Below are 15,053 nucleotides of genomic sequence, written 5' to 3'. Positions count from 1 at the left end.
GCCCGCCCCGCCTCGGGGGGGAGGCGGGGCGGTTCGTCAGGGAACGGCTCCGGGGGGAGGGGGGAAGAGGAGGCCGTTCCACTAGGGTGCTGCGGTAACAACCTGGGAGTAGCGCCCAGGTTGCTCTTCAAGCGGTCGAAATCAGGCGGCCCGGGCAGCGCCCAGACGAGCAGGGGTGTTCGCCGCCCGCTTCGCCCGAGCCTGGAAGTCGGCCTCAAAGATGCGGGGAATGTCGCCGCGGGCCAGGCCGATATCGGCCAGTTCGCGATCGGACAGCATCGCCAGCTCGTCATAAACGCGGCGGCGGCGCGGATACTCCACCACAGCCCGGAAAATGGCAGTGACGGCGTTGCGGAACCAGCGGCCCACAGCCTCGTCGCGGCTACGCGCTGCCTCGAGCTGCATGAGCTGGGCCGGCGCCAGGCTCATCATGCTGCTGACGATCGCGGAGTCGAATTCCGGCTTGGTGACACGGGCGTTCATTGTTTCTAGCGTTCCGTTGATGCTTCCGGCGCGGTCTGCGGGGTCGGCTCCTGCCGTCGCCCGCCCGTGCCTTGGCGGTGGTCAGGATGTAATCCTTTCGGCTTGCGAACAGGAGCGCAGCCATAGAAGCTGAGCCATGCGTCAGACGCATTGAAACCTGTGGAAATATGTTCTTAACGGGATGCTAACGGAAGTGCCGCACACAGAACGCCTAGCCGCCCTCAGGGCCCAACTCGACAGCATGGTGGTCGATGGCTTCCTGATTCCCCGCAGCGACGAATATCTCGGTGAATATGTGCCACCCAGTGGCGAGAGGCTGGCGTGGCTGACCGGCTTTACCGGAAGTGCCGGCATGGCCATTGTTCTGGCAGCCCGCGCCGCTATTTTCACCGATGGCCGCTATACCACTCAGGTTGCCAGCCAGACGGATCCTGCCCTGTGGGAGCGGCGCCATCTTGTCGAGCAACCGCCGCAGGAATGGCTGGCGGAGCATGCCGCAGGGCTGCGCATCGGCTACGATCCCTGGCTACATCCGCAGGCGCAGATCGATCGGCTGGTCGCCTCAGGCGCGGTGCTGGTGCCTGTGGCCGCCAATCCGCTCGACCTGATCTGGTCCGACCGCCCGCCGGCTCCTCAGAGCCGCGCCGTTCCGCACCCGATCGCCTATGCCGGCGAAGATGCTGCCGCGAAGCGCATGGCGCTGGCGGCGGCCATGCGCGATGCAGGTGAAGACAGCGTCATCCTGTCCGATCCCCATTCCGTGGCCTGGCTCCTGAACATTCGCGGCGCCGACCTGGACCATACGCCGCTGGCACTCGGCTTTGCGCTGCTGCGCTCCGACGCCACGGTCGATCTATTCATGGACCCCACCAAGCTTGACGACGCGGTGCGCGCCCACCTCGGCAATGCCGTCGCCGTGCATCCGCCGGCCGCGCTGCCCGGGATCCTGGCGGGGCTCGCCGGACAGGCGGTGCGGATCGACCTGGAAACAACGCCGGTTTGGTTTGCCGCGCAATTGCGTGAGGCCGCCGCCACCTTACGTCCGGGCGAGGATCCTTGCCGCCTGCCGCGCGCCCGCAAGAATGCGGTGGAGCAGCGGGGCTCGCGTGCCGCGCATCGTCGCGACGCTCTTGCATTGGCACGTTTTCTCCATTGGTTCACAGAGGCGGCGCCGAAGGGCGGCGAAACGGAGATGACCGCCGCCGCACGGCTTCTGGCCTTTCGCCGTGAGCTGCCGCTGTTCCGGGGCGAAAGCTTTCCGGCTATTTCCGGGGCGGCGGAAAACGGTGCCATTGTCCACTATCGCGCGAGCGAGGCGAGCCATCGGTCGATCCGGGCCGATGAGTGCTACCTGATCGACAGTGGCGCGCAGTTCACCGACGGCACCACCGACGTTACCCGCACACTCTGGACCGGCCCGGGGGTGCCGCCCGGGGAGCTGGTGGAACGCTACTCCCGCGTGCTGCGCGGCCATGTTGCACTGGCCACGCTGCGCTTTCCGCAAGGCGTGGCCGGCGCGCATATCGACGCGGTGGCGCGGGCGCCGTTGTGGGAAGCGGGGCTCGACTACGACCATGGTACCGGCCACGGCATCGGCAGCTTTCTGTCCGTGCATGAGGGGCCGGTCAGCATCAGCCGTGCGGCCAAGCCCATCCCGCTGCAATCGGGCATGATCCTGTCCGACGAGCCGGGCTTCTACCTGCCGGGGCATTACGGCATCCGCATCGAGAATCTTCTTCTGACGCACACCGCCCCGGAGCGGCCCGGACAGGTCCGGCCGTTCCTGGCGTTTGAAACATTGACCCTTGCGCCGTACGACCGGCGCCTGATCGATCCCGCGTTGCTGACCGTGGCCGAGCGCCAATGGGTGGATGCCTATCATACGCGGGTCTTGTCGGAGATCGGTCCCGAGCTGGAGCCGCCGGTGCGGGATTGGCTGCAACGAGCCTGCGCGCCGCTCTGATGCCGCCCACCCTGCGGGGCTGTCGCATCCTGATGGCCTACGGGCTGGCGGGAGAGGCGCTGAATCGCCTGCGTCCCTTCGGCATGGACTACATGGCGGCGCAGCTGGCATGGCTGCGGGGACAGGGCGCGGCCGCAGATGTGGTGCTGGTGCCGACCTCCGCCCCGGTCGCCGAGAACGCGGAGAGGCTGGCGGAGGCCATCCGCGCCGAACCTGAGCCCTGCCTGATCGTCGCGCACAGCAAGGGCGGGCTAGAGGTTCTGGCGGCGCTGTTGCAGCCTGGAACCGTGGAGAGATGCCGCGGCTTCATCGCCATCCAATCGCCCTTTCATGGTTCGGCGGTGGCCGATGCATTGGTGCGTTCACCGCGCCTGCACGGCATGGCCCGGTGGCTGGCGGTCACGCTGCATGCAGGCAGCGGCGCAGGGCTGGTCGATCTCACCAGCGCGGTACGGCAAAGCTGGATGCGGGAAAATGCGGATGCGATCCGGCAGCTGACTGCCCGCATACCGGTGCTGTGCCTGGGCAGCAGCCTGACCCGCGAAACGGCGCGTGGTCCGGACCGCCGCTACCTGCCGATGGTGCGCTGGATGGAGCAGCGTGGCGCGGGGCCGAATGACGGGCTGGTTTCCGTGCGCTCCGCCTTGCTGCCGGGTGCGCAGCACTGGGTGCTGAATGCCAGCCACCGCGCCCTGGTCTCCTCCGGCGAGGGGCGCGACCCGGTAGGCGTGCTGCGGGACGCGCTGGCCGAGATAATGCGGGAATAGCGAGCAGCCGCCTCATAGCCCCGCCATCTCCCGCCATTCCGCCTCCGTCAGCGTGCGGATCTGCAATTCGGCGGCCTTTTTTGCCTTCGAGCCGGCATCGGCGCCGATGATGACAAAATCGGTTTTCTTGGAGACGCTTTTTGTCACCTTGGCACCGAGGCGCTCCGCCACGGCCTCGGCCTCGTCGCGCGAGCTCTGCTCCAGTGTGCCGGTGAACACCACGACCTTGCCGGCGAACGCGCTGTCGCTGCCTGTGAAATCCGCCGCCTCCTCCGGCGTCACCTCGCGCGTCAGATCCTCCAGCGCGTCCCGGTTGCGCCGTTCGGCGAAAAACTCGGCCAGTTCCGTGGCGATGGCCGGGCCGATGCCCTGGATCGAGCCGAGCTCCTCCCGTGCCTCGGAACCCACCGTTGTCGCCGCCAGCATCCTGTCCCGCCAATGGCCAAGCGAGTGATAGTGGCGTGCCAGCAGCTTGGCGTTCTGCGCGCCAATGCGGCGGATGCCGAGGGCGAAGATGAAGCGCTCCAGAGGAACCTTGCGGCGGTCATCGATCGCGGCGAGCAGGTTGGACACCTTCTTCGTCGCTCCCGCCTTGGCGCCTTTCCCCCAACCTTCCCATTGCCGCATCCGATCGGCGTGGCGGTGCAGGCGGAAGATGTCGGCAGGGCTTCCGACCAGCCCTTCCTCATGCAGCTTGAGGATGTTTTCCTCGCCAAGACCTTCAATATCCATGGCATTGCGACTGACGAAGTGCTTCAGCCGCTCCACCGTCTGGGCCGGACAGATCAGCCCGCCGGTGCACCGCCGCACCACCTCGCCCTCGGGGCGCGTCGCATGGCTACCGCAGGCCGGGCAGCGGGTCGGAAACTCGAAGGGCGCACTGTTATGCGGGCGCTTATCCAGCACAACGCTGACGATCTGCGGAATCACATCGCCCGCGCGTTGCAGAACCACCGTATCACCGACGCGCACATCCTTGCGCGCGATTTCGTCCTCATTGTGCAGGGTCGCGTGCTGCACCATGACGCCGCCGACGTTCACCGGCTGCATCACCGCACGCGGCGTCAGCGCACCGGTGCGGCCAACCTGGATCTGGATGTCCTGCAGCACGGTCTGAGCCTGCTCGGCCGGAAACTTCCAGGCGATGGCCCAGCGCGGCGCACGGCCAACAAAGCCCAGCCTGCCCTGCCAGTCGAGTCGGTCAAGCTTGTAGACCACGCCATCGATATCGTAGTCGAGCCCGGCGCGTTGCATGCCCATACGGTTCTGGAAAGCTTCGGCCGCGTGCTCGTCACGCAGCGTTTCGGAAAGCGGGTTGACCTGGAAGCCCCATTTCCCCAGCTGCTTCAGATACTCCGAATGCGTTTCCGCCACCGGTGCGGACGAGACGCCCTGCGCATAGGCGAAGAGCTTTAGCGGGCGTTTCGCCGTGACTGACGGATCGAGCTGCCGCAGCGATCCTGCGGCGGCGTTGCGAGGGTTGGCGGGAATGCGGATCGCTTCGCCGACGCGCTCTCCCCGAGCGCGTCGTTCCTCGCGCTCTTCATGCAAACGCTGCTGCTCGTCGCGGAAGGCGATGAAGTCCGCCTTGGTCATGAAGACCTCGCCGCGTATCTCGATCTTGTCGGGGAAGGGCGCCTTGAGCTGACGCGGCAGCTCATCCAGCGTTTCCAGGTTGCGGGTGATATCCTCGCCTTCCGTGCCGTCGCCGCGTGTGGCGCCGCGCACAAAGCGCCCGCCTTCGTAGGTCAGGTTCACCGAGAGGCCATCGATCTTGGGCTCGGCCACGAAGCGCAGCACTTCCTCCTCCGGCAGCTTCAGGAAGCGGCGGACGCTCTTCGCGAATTCGGCAAAGTCCTCCGCCCCGAAGGCATTGTCGAGGCTCAGCATCGGCGTGCCGTGGCGCGACTTGGCGAAGCCGGCGGCGGGCTCGGCGCCGGGAGGCGTGTCGCTCGGGCTGTCGCCGCGCTTCAGCCCGGGAAAGCGTTCCTCGATGGCGGTGTTGCGACGGCGCAGCACGTCGTAGTCCGCGTCCGCCATGATCGGCGCGTCATTCTGGTGATAGGCGATGTCGGCGGTGGCGATGATCTCAGCCAGGGCGGCGAGTTCCTCCGCCGCCTCGACCTCAGACAGCGCATCGACAGGGGTGTCGCGGATCGTCATCCCTCTCTGCTACCTCCTGGCGCGACATCGGGAAAGGGCAGCCCTTCGCCGAAGAAACCTGCATAGCTCCTGAGCCCGCCCTGCAAGGCCTGAGGCGCTGGAATGCGGCAGGCAAAGCCGGTCCGGCGGCCTCTACTGCTGCCGGAAGAGGTTCAACAGGACAGAGCCCTCTGAAGCGCGTCAGGCGCGCAGCAGGCTGTCCGCCGCCGCACGCGCCGCTTCGGTGACGGTTTCCCCGGCAAGCATGCGCGCCAGCTCCTCGCGCCGGGCAGCGTCGTCCAGCGGCTCCACCCGTGTTTCCGCCCGATCGGCGCGGACACCCTTGGCCACCCGCCAGTGCTGGTTGCCGCGCGCCGCCACCTGCGGGCTATGGGTGACCACCAGGACCTGCAGCCGCTCGGCCACCTTGGCCAGTCGCTCGCCCACCGCTGCCGCGGTCGCGCCGCCGACGCCGCTATCCACCTCGTCGAACACCAGGGTAGGCACGGGTGAGCCGCGTGCCAGCACCACCTTGAGCGCCAGCATCAGCCGCGACAACTCGCCACCCGAGGCGATCTTGTCCAGCGCGCCCGGCTTCTGGCCAGGATTGGTGGACACCAGAAAGGTGACGCGGTCCTGCCCGTCAGCGGCCCAAGCGCGCTCCTCGCGCAGGGCGATCTCGATGTGCAGCCGGGCACGTTCCAGCTTCAGCGGCGCCAGCTCCGCGGCCACCGCGTTTTCCAGCCGGCCCGCCGCCTCGCGCCGCGCTTCGGTCAGCGCTGTCGCCTTGTCCGCATAGACCTTGCGCGCCGCCGCAGCGGCGGCTTCCAGCGCCGCGGCGCGCTCGGCCCCCGCATCCAGCGCAGCAAGCCGCTCGGAAAGGTCCCGCAGCAGGGCAGGCAACTCCACCACGGCAACAGCATGCTTGCGGGCGGCAGCACGCAAGGCGAAGAGCCGCTCCTCCACTACCTCAAGACGGCGTGGATCAGGGCCAAGATCGGCGCCCAGGCGCTCCAGCATGGTTTCAGCCTCGGCGAGGGCGTCCTGGGCCTGGCCGATGGCGGCCAGGATCGGTGCCGCATCCTCGTTCGGGGCAGGTAGCCGCTCCAGTGCGCGGGCTGCGTTGCGCAGCGCCGCGGCAGGGCCGCCGCCGCCGCGCCGGTCCCGCGGCTGCAACTCGGAAAGGGCGGCGGCCACGGCCTCGGCCCGGCGCTCGCCCTGCTGCATGGCCTGCCGCTCGGCGGCGAGGCTGTCCTCCTCGCCGTCCTCCGGCGCCAGGACGGACAACTCGTCAACCGCGTGCCGCAGCCATTCCTCGTCGCGCTGCGCCTGCGCGATGGCGTCCTGCGCCGATCTCAGCGCCCGCTCGGCCCCGCGCCAGTCCCGAAAGGCATCAGCTACCGCGTTGCGAGCAGGCTCCAGCACGCCGAAGGCATCCAGCAACCCGGCATGGGTCGCGGCGTCGGCCAGGCCGACCTGGTCGTGCTGACCCTGCACTTCGACGAGCTGGGCCCCCAGGCGCCGCAGCAGCGCGATGCCTACCGGCTCGGCGTTGACAAAGGCGCGGGACCGGCCATCCGCTTGCACCACGCGGCGCAGAACCAGATCCTCCTCGGGCTCGATGCCTTGCTCGGTCAGAAGCTGCTCGGCTGGATGCCCGGCAGGCAGGTGGAAGCAGGCCGTCACAGAAGCCTGAGACTGCCCGGCCCGCACCATGCCCGCTTCGGCACGCTGTCCGAGCGCCAAGCCAAGACTGTCCAACAGGATCGATTTGCCGGCGCCCGTTTCGCCTGTCAGCACCGTGAGTCCCCGCCCCAGCGATAGGTCCAGCCGTTCGATCAGCACCACGTCGCGGATGGCGAGCGAGATCAGCATGGCGGGGCGGCCGGGGCGCGTCTCAGAAGACGGAGTTCCAGGCGCGGGCGAAGAAGCCTGGCCGCTCGGCTGCGGGACCGTCGGGCTGCAATCCCCGGTCGGCCAGCAAGGCGTAGGAGTCCTGGTACCAGCGGCTGCCTGGGTAGTTGTAGCCGAGCACCGATGCGGTCCGTCGTGCTTCGTCAACCAGGCCCAGGGCCACGTAGCATTCCGTCAGGCGATGCAGCGCCTCGGGCACGTGGTTGGTGGTCTGGAAGTCGTCCACCACCCGGCGGAAGCGGCCAATGGCCGCGGCGTACATGCCCTTGTTCTCATAGAAGCGGCCGATGTTCATCTCGCGTCCGGCCAGGTGATCCCGGGCCAGATCCATCTTCAGCCGGGCGTCGCGCGCATAGGGCGTGTCGGGAAAGCGGTTGACCACCTCCTGCAACTGGCTCAGGGCGATCTCCGTCCCACGCTGGTCGCGCTGCGCATCAACGATCTGCTCATAATAGCAAAGCGCCCGCAGATAATAGGCGTAGGCGATGTCGCGATGCGCAGGATGCAGCTGAATGAAGCGGTCAAGCGCGCCGATCGCCTCGGTGTAGCGGTTGCGCTGATAGTCGGAATAGGCCGCCATGAGCCGCGCGCTGGTGGCCCAGGTGGAATAGGGATGCTCGCGCTCGATGCCGTCGAAATAGGTGATGGCTTCCTGGAACTCGCCCTGGCGCATCGCATCGATGCCGGCGCCGTAAAGCGTATCGGGCCCGGTGCTGGCCAGCGAAGGGTCGGCTGTGCTGTTCAGCGAACCTTGCCTCCCATCCCATTGCGTGCAGGCGCCAGCCAGCAGCGGTGCTGCGGCCAGCAGGGCGAGGCGGAGGGTCCGGGTGCAACGGGTGCGCATTTCGGCGGCTCTATACCATGCCCTGCCGCCGAGACGAAGAGGGGGCGGAGCACCGCGCTCCCCACAACACCAGACCGGGCAGGCCCGTGCCCGGCGGCAAGGCTGGGCTGCCCGGAGGCATAGAAATTGCGATCAGGCTGCGACCGGCTCGCGCCGGCTGCTGATCTCCTCACCCAGTAGCCCGGCATCACTCCAGCGCCAGGCAGTCGGGTCGGCCATCAAGGCCCGGGCCAGTCGATTGTTGAGGGCATGGCCGGAGCGATGCCCTTCAAACCGCGCGGAAAGCGGCGCGCCGAGCAGCCCCAGATCGCCAACCACGTCCAGCAGCTTGTGCCGCACGCATTCATCAGGATGCCGCAGCCCGCCCGGGTTGAGCACCAGCGGACCGTCCACCACCACGGCATTGTCCAGGCTGCCGCCAAGGGCAAGGCCAGCAGCGCGCAACCGTGCCACATCCTCGGCCAGGGTGAAGGTGCGTGCATTGGCCAGCACGGCGCGGAAAGCTGCCTCAGTCACCCGCATCGCCAGGCTCTGACGCCCAATGGCAGACGACGGGAAATCAATCCCAAGCTGCGCCTCGAAGCCTGGCGTGGCACTGGGATGCAACGCGGCCCAGGCGGCGTCCGCGGCGTCGCTTTCCTGAACCCGCACTGTCTTCAGAACCTCGATCACACGGCGCGGCATGGCAGTGGTGGCAATGCCGGCGCAGTCGATCAGGAACAGGAAAGGGGCGGCGGAACCATCCAGGATCGGCACCTCAGGACCGTCCACCTCGATCAGGGCATCATCGATACCGCAGGCAGTCAGGGCCGCCATGACATGCTCGATGGTGCCGAGGCGGGCATGAGGCTGACCAGCCAGTGCGATGGCCGTGCAAAGGCGAGTGTCGAACACCAGATCAAAGCGAGCCGGAATGTCGATGCCCAGATCCGTGCGGCGAAATACAATGCCATGATCCAGGGGAGCCGGACGGAGGGTCATGCTCGCCCGGCGGCCGGAATGCAGCCCGACGCCAACGCAGCCAATGGCTGATTTCAGCGTTCTGCGACGTTCCGGAGCTGCTGCGATGAAACCGTCCATAATTTTGCCGTTCGTCCACTCACATGGACCGTGACCAGGGATGTGCCACGGCGTCGAGCATGTAGATGCCATCCGCGCCCCGACAGTGCGAGTCAACGCATATTTCCGATTATTACGTCAGAACACCGGCCGCCAAACCTCTGAATTCACTCATATATTGCGATGCAAAAAACCCTGCGCCGTCGAGGCGCAGGGCTCTTAATTACGGCAGCTTTGTGGCCGAAGGTGCTTAGTTGCTTTGCCGACGCAGAAAGGTCGGGATGTCGAGCCCCATCTCTTCGGCCGGCTGTGTCGCGGCCGGGCGGTGCGTGGTCTGGGCCTGCGGCGCCTGCGGAGCGGCCGGACGCGGCGCGGGTGCAGCCTCGACCTCGCTGCCCAGGTTGCGGCGCATCAGGCCCGTTGCCTTGCGGAACAGGTTGAAGCCACCGCTTGCGGGCGGAGCGGAAACTGGCGGGGGTGCCATGGGGCGACCCTGGGCCGGCGCGCTGGCCATCGACGCCGGAACTTCCTCGGGCGAAGGCGCTTCCGGCGCCGGACCCTGGGCCGGATCGAAACCAACCGTGGCCGAGCCTTGCTGCGGTGCCGGCTGAGCCGGGGCAGCAGTCGGTGCCATCCCTGCCGGGCGGCGCGGTGCGCCAGCCATGCCGCCCATCGGCGAACCGACGCGAACCGGGCCGGCCGGCTGCGGCACCACGGGGCGCGGCGCCAGCGGGGCGCCGGGCACGCTGCGGCCCTGCATCGGGATGGCCTGGGTGGCGATGGCCTGGGCGGGGGCGCCGCCATTGGCGACCAGCTTCAGCCGTTCGGGCTGCGATGCCTCTTCCTGCACCGCATCGATGCCGGTGGCGACGACGGACACACGAAGGCGGCCGTTCATTTCCTCGTCGATGGAGGAGCCGAAGATGATGTTGCAATCGCCGTCGACCTCGCGGCCGATGCGGTTCACCGCTTGGTCGACCTCGAACAGGGTCATGTCGTAGCCGCCGGTGATGTTGATCAGCACGCCGCGCGCGCCGAGCATCGAGGTGTCTTCCAGCAGCGGGTTGCTGATGGCGGCCTCAGCGGCTTCCGTTGCACGGTCCTCGCCCTCGGCCTCGCCGGTGCCCATCATCGCCTTGCCCATCTCCGCCATCACCGTGCGGATGTCGGCGAAGTCGAGGTTGACGAGGCCCGGATTGACCATCAGGTCGGTGACGCCGCGCACGCCCATGTAGAGCACGTCGTCCGCCATCTTGAACGCTTCGGCGAAGGTGGTGCGCTCATTCGCCTTGCGGAAGAGATTCTGGTTCGGAATGACGATCAGCGTGTCGACATAGGTCTGCAGATCTTCGATCCCAGCCTCGGCCGCACGGCGACGCTTCATGCCTTCGAAATCGAAGGGACGCGTCACGACGCCGACTGTCAGGATGCCACGCTCGCGCGCCATGCGGGCGATCACCGGCGCGGCGCCGGTGCCAGTACCGCCGCCCATGCCCGCGGTGATGAACACCATGTGCATGCCCTCAAGGTGACGCGCCAGGTCCTCCGTCGCCTCTTCCGCCGCCGCACGCCCGATCTCCGGCTTGGCACCAGCGCCGAGCCCCTGCGTCAGGTGCGGACCGAGCTGCACGCGGCGTTCCGCACGGCTATTCACCAGCGCCTGCGCGTCGGTGTTGGCGACCAGGAACTCGACTCCGTCGAGACCCATCGCAATCATGTTGTTCACCGCATTGCAGCCGGCGCCACCAACACCCACGACAGTGATGCGCGGACTGAAATCGGTGTGCTGCTGGCGCGGGATGGTCAGGTTCAGCGTCATTGCAGCAAATCTCCCTGGGCGTTTGCTGGCGAGTGGCGAATCGGCGTGCTTGTACAATGCATCAGACGCGCTCCCGAAGCCAGTTGACGAAACGAGTAAATCGACCAAATCCGCGCTCTGGCGCAGGATCTATGTCAATCAATGGGCGACCTTCACCCGTGCCCCAAGCAACGAGGCCGAGCGTGGTTGCGAAATCTGGGCCCTGTGCAGAATCCGGCAGGCCGCGCATAAAAGATGGACGACCGAGACGCACCGGCCGGTCCAGAATTTGAGCAGCCATCTCACGCAATCCGACAAGTTGGCTGGCGCCGCCGGTCAGCACGACTCGTGCGCCGGCTTCGCGCCCGAGTGCCGCCGCGTCGAGTCGGTCGCGCACGAGTTCCAGAGTTTCCTCGATGCGCGGACGGATGATGTTGACGATGTGGCTGCGCGGCACGCTGACCAGATGGTCCTCATCCTCGCCGACCTGCGGCACCATCACCATGGTCTTCGCGTCATCGCCGGCCTGAAGGGCGCTGCCATCCAGGATCTTGATGCGTTCGGCCTGCGCGATCGGGGTGGCCAGACCGCGTGCCAGATCGTTGGTCACCTGCCAACCGCCGACGGGGATCTGCGCGGTATGCAGCAGGTTGCCTTCGCCATACACAGCGATGCTGGTGGTGCCGCCGCCCATATCCACCACCGTGGCACCGAGCTGCCGCTCATCCTCAACCAGAACGGACAGCGCCGCCGCAAAGGGCGCAGACACCGCTTCCTCCACCTCCAGATCGCAATGGCCAAGGCAGATGCCGAGGTTGCGCAGCGCGCTGGATGCGCCATCCACGAGATGAAGATGCGCCGCCAATGTCTCGCACTCCATGCCGCGCGGATCGGGCACACCTGGCGTCGCATCGATGGTGAATCCGAGCGTGGTGGCGTGTACCGTTTCGCGCCCTTCCTCCGCGGCGCGGCGGCGCCCTTCGGCCAGCACGGCGCGCAGATCGGCTTCCGTCACCGGCCGGCCCCCGATCGGCCACTGAATGTTCATCAACCGCGAGGCCGGCTGGCCGCACGACAGGTTGACGATCATGCCCGATAGCTTCAGTTCGGCAGCTTCCTCCGCCTGTGCAACAGCGGCACGGATGCATTGTTCCGCTTCATGCAGATCGACGATGTTGCCACCCTTGACACCGCGCGCACGCTGCCATCCGCAGCCAAGGATGCGCGGCGCGCCGTCCGCGTCGATCTTCGCGATCAGGCAGACGATCTTGCTGCTCCCGATGTCGATCACGCCGTAGGGTCCGCTGCGCGCGCGGCGGCGGCGGGCAACCGGCGGCCGCGGCAGGTCGGGCGGCGGCAGGAGGCGCTGCGCGGTCATCAGCCGCGCCCGCTGCCGCGTCGCTTGGTGACGGGAACCTCTTCCTCCGGCTGCGGCTGCTGTCGAACCACCAGCCGGTCCGGCATGCGCATGTCGATCGCCACCAGTGCACGATCCATCAGCGCGCCGGATCGCTGCAACTCACCCAGTCTCCGGATGGCGGCGTCCTCATGCCCATCGGGCAGCAAGACGTCCGTGCCGTTGTGCAGGCGCAGGTTCCAGCGCCGCTGGCTGACGTAGACCAACGCCTGCACGCGCTTGAGCACCTCCGGTTCCGACTTCAGCGCGTCGTGCAGCGCTCCCCCGGCCTTCTGAGCACCTTCTCCAACGAGAAGCGGCAGCGGTCCGAAGGCATCCAGCGTTTCTGCGGTGACGACGCGTCCATAGCGGTCGATGATGGCGAACTCATTGTTGTGCTGCCAGATGGCGAAGGGCTGGCGCTCATGAAGAACGATCAGGATGTCGCCCGACAACGAGCGCTGCACTTCGGCCCGTTCGATCCAGGCGATGCTTTCGAGCCGTGCCCTGGTTTGCGTTGGGGAGAAGGCCAGGAGAGGTTCGCCACGCCCGGTGCCGATCGCGTTCCGGATCAGTTCACGTGGCGTGTTCTGCTGCCCACGCACGACGATGTCTCCCACCACCACGCCGTAGCGTCCAGCAGTGCCGGCGATGCCATCAGCCAGCCAGCCGAAGCGTCCCGTCGGCTCCAGCGCGGCAATGGCGACGGCGCAGCCGCCGGCCAGCACGGCGAAAACGGAGCCCATCAGAACCGGACGCAGGCGCGGCTTCTGCCGCCGCAGCCAGAGTCGCAGGGCGTTGGGGCGCTGCGCCCGCAGATGCGGCCCGCGGCCATCCTGGGACAGCCGCGTCCGCTCATCGCTCTGCACGCGTGTGGGACTACGCGCCATGCCGTGCCTCCCGCACCAGCCAAGCGCAGAGCGCCTGGTAGTCGATGCCGCAATAGGCGGCTTGTTCCGGTGCCAGGCTTGTCGGCGTCATGCCGGGCTGTGTGTTCACTTCCAACAGCACGAGCCGCCCCGTGGCGTCATCGTAACGAAGGTCGGCGCGGCTGACGCCGCGGCAGCCCAGTGCGCCATGCGCGCGCAGCGCCACATCCATGGCGGCTTGGGCAACGGCGTCCGGGATCTTCGCCGGCAGGGTGTGCTGGCTGCCACCATCGGCGTACTTCGCGTCATAATCGTAGAACTCGTGCCCGGTGCCGACCTCGGTCACAACCAGCGGCCGATCACCCATGACCGCCACGGTCAATTCGCGTCCGGCGATGTATTCCTCGGCCATCACACGCTCGCCGAAGCGCCAGCCGCGCGCGATCTCGCTCCGCCGGTTGTCACCCTGTCGAAGGATCTCGACGCCGACCGAGGAGCCCTCGTTGACTGGCTTCACAACGTAGGGGCGAGCGAGAGGATCGGCCTCCTCCAACTCGCGAGGCGTCACCACGCGATGCTCAGCGATCGGAAGGCCATGCGCCTGGAACACCGCCTTGGCTGCCGCCTTGTCCATTGCCATGGCCGAGGCACGCAGGCCGGAATGGGTATAAGGAATCTCCAGCCAGTCCAGCACGCCCTGCACGCAACCATCTTCGCCGAAGCGGCCGTGCAGCGCGTTGAACACCACATCGGGCCGGGCGTCCTGCAGCGTCGCGATCAACGCCGCCAGATCCTGCGTCACCTCGACCGGCGTGACCCTGAAGCCAGCCTCGCCCAGTGCGGCGATGACGCCGCGGCCCGTCGAGAGCGACACCTCCCTTTCGGCGGAAATGCCGCCATACAGCACCGCCACATGCGTCATGCCGGCACCTCCCCGATGCGTCTAATTTCCCAGTCCAGCGTGGTGCCGGAACGCGCCGCCACGCGGGCGCGCACCATCTCACCCAGTTCTTCCAGATCGGCAGCCGTTGCAGCGCCGAGATTCAGCAGGAAGTTGCAGTGCTTCTCCGAGACTTGCGCGTCGCCCCGGCGCATCCCGCGCGCTCCGGCCGCATCGATCAAGGCCCAGGCCTTCTGGCCCGCCGGGTTCTTGAAGGTCGACCCGCCTGTTCGGGCGCGGACGGGCTGCGTTTCCTCGCGTGCCCCGCGGATCTGGCTCATGCGTGCGGCGATGGCGGCGCGGTCGCCCGGCACGGCCCTCAGGCGGGCACGGATGACGATGCCGTCCTCGGGCAGATCAGCCCGGCGATAAGCGAAGGCCAGTTCGGCGACGCCGAGACGTTGCAGCCCGCCGGGCGTGGCGATCTCCACCCAGTCCAGGACGTCCTTAACCTCTGCGCCATAGGCACCCGCGTTCATCGCAACCGCGCCGCCGATGCTGCCGGGAATGCCGCAGAGAAATTCCAGCCCCGCGAGGCCTGCGGCCGCCGCGTGCTCGGCGACCGTGGCATCCAGGGCGGCTGCGCCGGCAACGATGCCGTCGGGTTCAACCAGGATGTCGGAAAAGCCGCGTGCCAGCTTCACCACAATGCCACGCACTCCGCCGTCGCGAACCAGCAGGTTCGACGCCGCACCGATCACGGTCAGGGACAACTCGCGTGGTCGGTCGCGCAGAAGCAGCAGCAGGTCTTCGGCATCGGCCGGGCGCACCAGATACCCGGCCGGACCACCGACGCGGAACCAGGTGAGGGGTGCCAGCGGCGCGTCTTGCTGAACGCGGCCTCGCAGCGGCGGAAGGACGGGCTGGCTTTGCGTCAT

At 67.6% G+C, this 15,053-nt stretch carries 12 protein-coding genes; 2 read left to right on the top strand and 10 right to left on the bottom strand.

Translation table 11 applies throughout. From position 1 onward, the window contains the following. Positions 1 to 141: 141 nt before the first annotated feature. Entirely contained in the window at positions 142 to 483 is a 342-nt protein-coding gene (locus tag ACFOD4_RS15090; protein WP_379597676.1) for a DUF1127 domain-containing protein, read from the bottom strand. A 181-nt stretch (positions 484 to 664) separates the two neighbouring features. Between ACFOD4_RS15090 and ACFOD4_RS15085 the strand changes: the two genes are divergently transcribed. Both ACFOD4_RS15085 and ACFOD4_RS15080 read left to right on the top strand, forming a co-directional pair. Next, on the top strand, positions 665 to 2,446 hold the full coding sequence (locus tag ACFOD4_RS15085) for an aminopeptidase P family protein (protein WP_379597674.1): 1,782 nt from the start codon (positions 665 to 667) through the stop codon (positions 2,444 to 2,446). Then, positions 2,446 to 3,213: a lipase family protein gene (locus tag ACFOD4_RS15080; RefSeq protein ID WP_379597673.1), complete on the top strand. Its 768-nt coding sequence runs from the start codon at positions 2,446 to 2,448 to the stop codon at positions 3,211 to 3,213. The genes ACFOD4_RS15085 and ACFOD4_RS15080 overlap by 1 nt, the downstream gene beginning before the upstream one ends. 12 nt (positions 3,214 to 3,225) lie before the next feature. Here the strand turns inward: ACFOD4_RS15080 and ligA are convergent, their stop codons facing one another. The 9 genes from ligA to murB all read right to left on the bottom strand — a co-directional run bounded on the left by ligA (position 3,226) and on the right by murB (position 15,053). Continuing rightward, the gene (gene ligA / locus ACFOD4_RS15075; protein ID WP_379597671.1) at positions 3,226 to 5,376 is read right to left on the bottom strand and encodes an NAD-dependent DNA ligase LigA; all 2,151 of its coding nucleotides are present in this window, start codon (positions 5,374 to 5,376) and stop codon (positions 3,226 to 3,228) included. 180 nt (positions 5,377 to 5,556) lie between these two features. Next, positions 5,557 to 7,230: a DNA repair protein RecN gene (gene recN, locus ACFOD4_RS15070; RefSeq protein WP_379597669.1), complete on the bottom strand. Its 1,674-nt coding sequence runs from the start codon at positions 7,228 to 7,230 to the stop codon at positions 5,557 to 5,559. A 22-nt stretch (positions 7,231 to 7,252) separates the two neighbouring features. Continuing rightward, positions 7,253 to 8,113: an outer membrane protein assembly factor BamD gene (locus ACFOD4_RS15065; protein WP_379597668.1), complete on the bottom strand. Its 861-nt coding sequence runs from the start codon at positions 8,111 to 8,113 to the stop codon at positions 7,253 to 7,255. A 132-nt stretch (positions 8,114 to 8,245) separates the two neighbouring features. Continuing rightward, entirely contained in the window at positions 8,246 to 9,193 is a 948-nt protein-coding gene (gene lpxC / locus ACFOD4_RS15060) for a UDP-3-O-acyl-N-acetylglucosamine deacetylase (protein ID WP_379597666.1), read from the bottom strand. Positions 9,194 to 9,422: 229 nt separating this feature from the next. Next, positions 9,423 to 10,991 carry a cell division protein FtsZ gene (ftsZ, locus tag ACFOD4_RS15055; RefSeq protein ID WP_379597664.1) on the bottom strand — a complete coding sequence of 523 codons (1,569 nt, stop codon included), beginning with the start codon at positions 10,989 to 10,991 and terminating at the stop codon, positions 9,423 to 9,425. A gap of 61 nt (positions 10,992 to 11,052) precedes the next feature. Continuing rightward, the gene (ftsA, locus tag ACFOD4_RS15050) at positions 11,053 to 12,348 is read right to left on the bottom strand and encodes a cell division protein FtsA (RefSeq protein WP_379597662.1); all 1,296 of its coding nucleotides are present in this window, start codon (positions 12,346 to 12,348) and stop codon (positions 11,053 to 11,055) included. Continuing rightward, positions 12,348 to 13,256 (bottom strand): cell division protein FtsQ/DivIB, encoded by a 909-nt coding sequence (locus ACFOD4_RS15045; protein ID WP_379597660.1) that lies wholly within the window; start codon positions 13,254 to 13,256, stop codon positions 12,348 to 12,350. Before ACFOD4_RS15045 ends, ftsA begins: the two co-directional genes overlap by 1 nt. Beyond that, entirely contained in the window at positions 13,246 to 14,157 is a 912-nt protein-coding gene (locus ACFOD4_RS15040; protein WP_379597658.1) for a D-alanine--D-alanine ligase, read from the bottom strand. Before ACFOD4_RS15040 ends, ACFOD4_RS15045 begins: the two co-directional genes overlap by 11 nt. Continuing rightward, complete coding sequence (murB, locus tag ACFOD4_RS15035) at positions 14,154 to 15,053, bottom strand: UDP-N-acetylmuramate dehydrogenase (protein WP_379598870.1); 900 nt, start codon at positions 15,051 to 15,053, stop codon at positions 14,154 to 14,156. The genes ACFOD4_RS15040 and murB overlap by 4 nt, the downstream gene beginning before the upstream one ends.

The sequence above is a fragment of the Teichococcus globiformis genome (assembly GCF_042646265.1).
In the GTDB taxonomy this organism is placed as follows: Bacteria; Pseudomonadota; Alphaproteobacteria; order Acetobacterales; family Acetobacteraceae; genus Pseudoroseomonas; species Pseudoroseomonas globiformis.
The sequence above is the reverse complement of the archived record's forward strand: the minus strand, read 5'-3'. Positions and strand labels throughout refer to the sequence as shown.

What these genes read in the sequence shown, in the direction of transcription:
- ACFOD4_RS15090 (WP_379597676.1), bottom strand. Translation starts at nt 483, where the DNA reads ATGAACGCCCGTGTCACCAAGCCGGAATTCGACTCCGCGATCGTCAGC.
- ACFOD4_RS15085 (WP_379597674.1), top strand. Translation starts at nt 665, where the DNA reads ATGCTAACGGAAGTGCCGCACACAGAACGCCTAGCCGCCCTCAGGGCC.
- ACFOD4_RS15080 (WP_379597673.1), top strand. Translation starts at nt 2,446, where the DNA reads ATGCCGCCCACCCTGCGGGGCTGTCGCATCCTGATGGCCTACGGGCTG.
- ligA (WP_379597671.1), bottom strand. Translation starts at nt 5,376, where the DNA reads ATGACGATCCGCGACACCCCTGTCGATGCGCTGTCTGAGGTCGAGGCG.
- recN (WP_379597669.1), bottom strand. Translation starts at nt 7,230, where the DNA reads ATGCTGATCTCGCTCGCCATCCGCGACGTGGTGCTGATCGAACGGCTG.
- ACFOD4_RS15065 (WP_379597668.1), bottom strand. Translation starts at nt 8,113, where the DNA reads ATGCGCACCCGTTGCACCCGGACCCTCCGCCTCGCCCTGCTGGCCGCA.
- lpxC (WP_379597666.1), bottom strand. Translation starts at nt 9,193, where the DNA reads ATGGACGGTTTCATCGCAGCAGCTCCGGAACGTCGCAGAACGCTGAAA.
- ftsZ (WP_379597664.1), bottom strand. Translation starts at nt 10,991, where the DNA reads ATGACGCTGAACCTGACCATCCCGCGCCAGCAGCACACCGATTTCAGT.
- ftsA (WP_379597662.1), bottom strand. Translation starts at nt 12,348, where the DNA reads ATGACCGCGCAGCGCCTCCTGCCGCCGCCCGACCTGCCGCGGCCGCCG.
- ACFOD4_RS15045 (WP_379597660.1), bottom strand. Translation starts at nt 13,256, where the DNA reads ATGGCGCGTAGTCCCACACGCGTGCAGAGCGATGAGCGGACGCGGCTG.
- ACFOD4_RS15040 (WP_379597658.1), bottom strand. Translation starts at nt 14,157, where the DNA reads ATGACGCATGTGGCGGTGCTGTATGGCGGCATTTCCGCCGAAAGGGAG.
- murB (WP_379598870.1), bottom strand. Translation starts at nt 15,053, where the DNA reads ATGACGCAAAGCCAGCCCGTCCTTCCGCCGCTGCGAGGCCGCGTTCAG.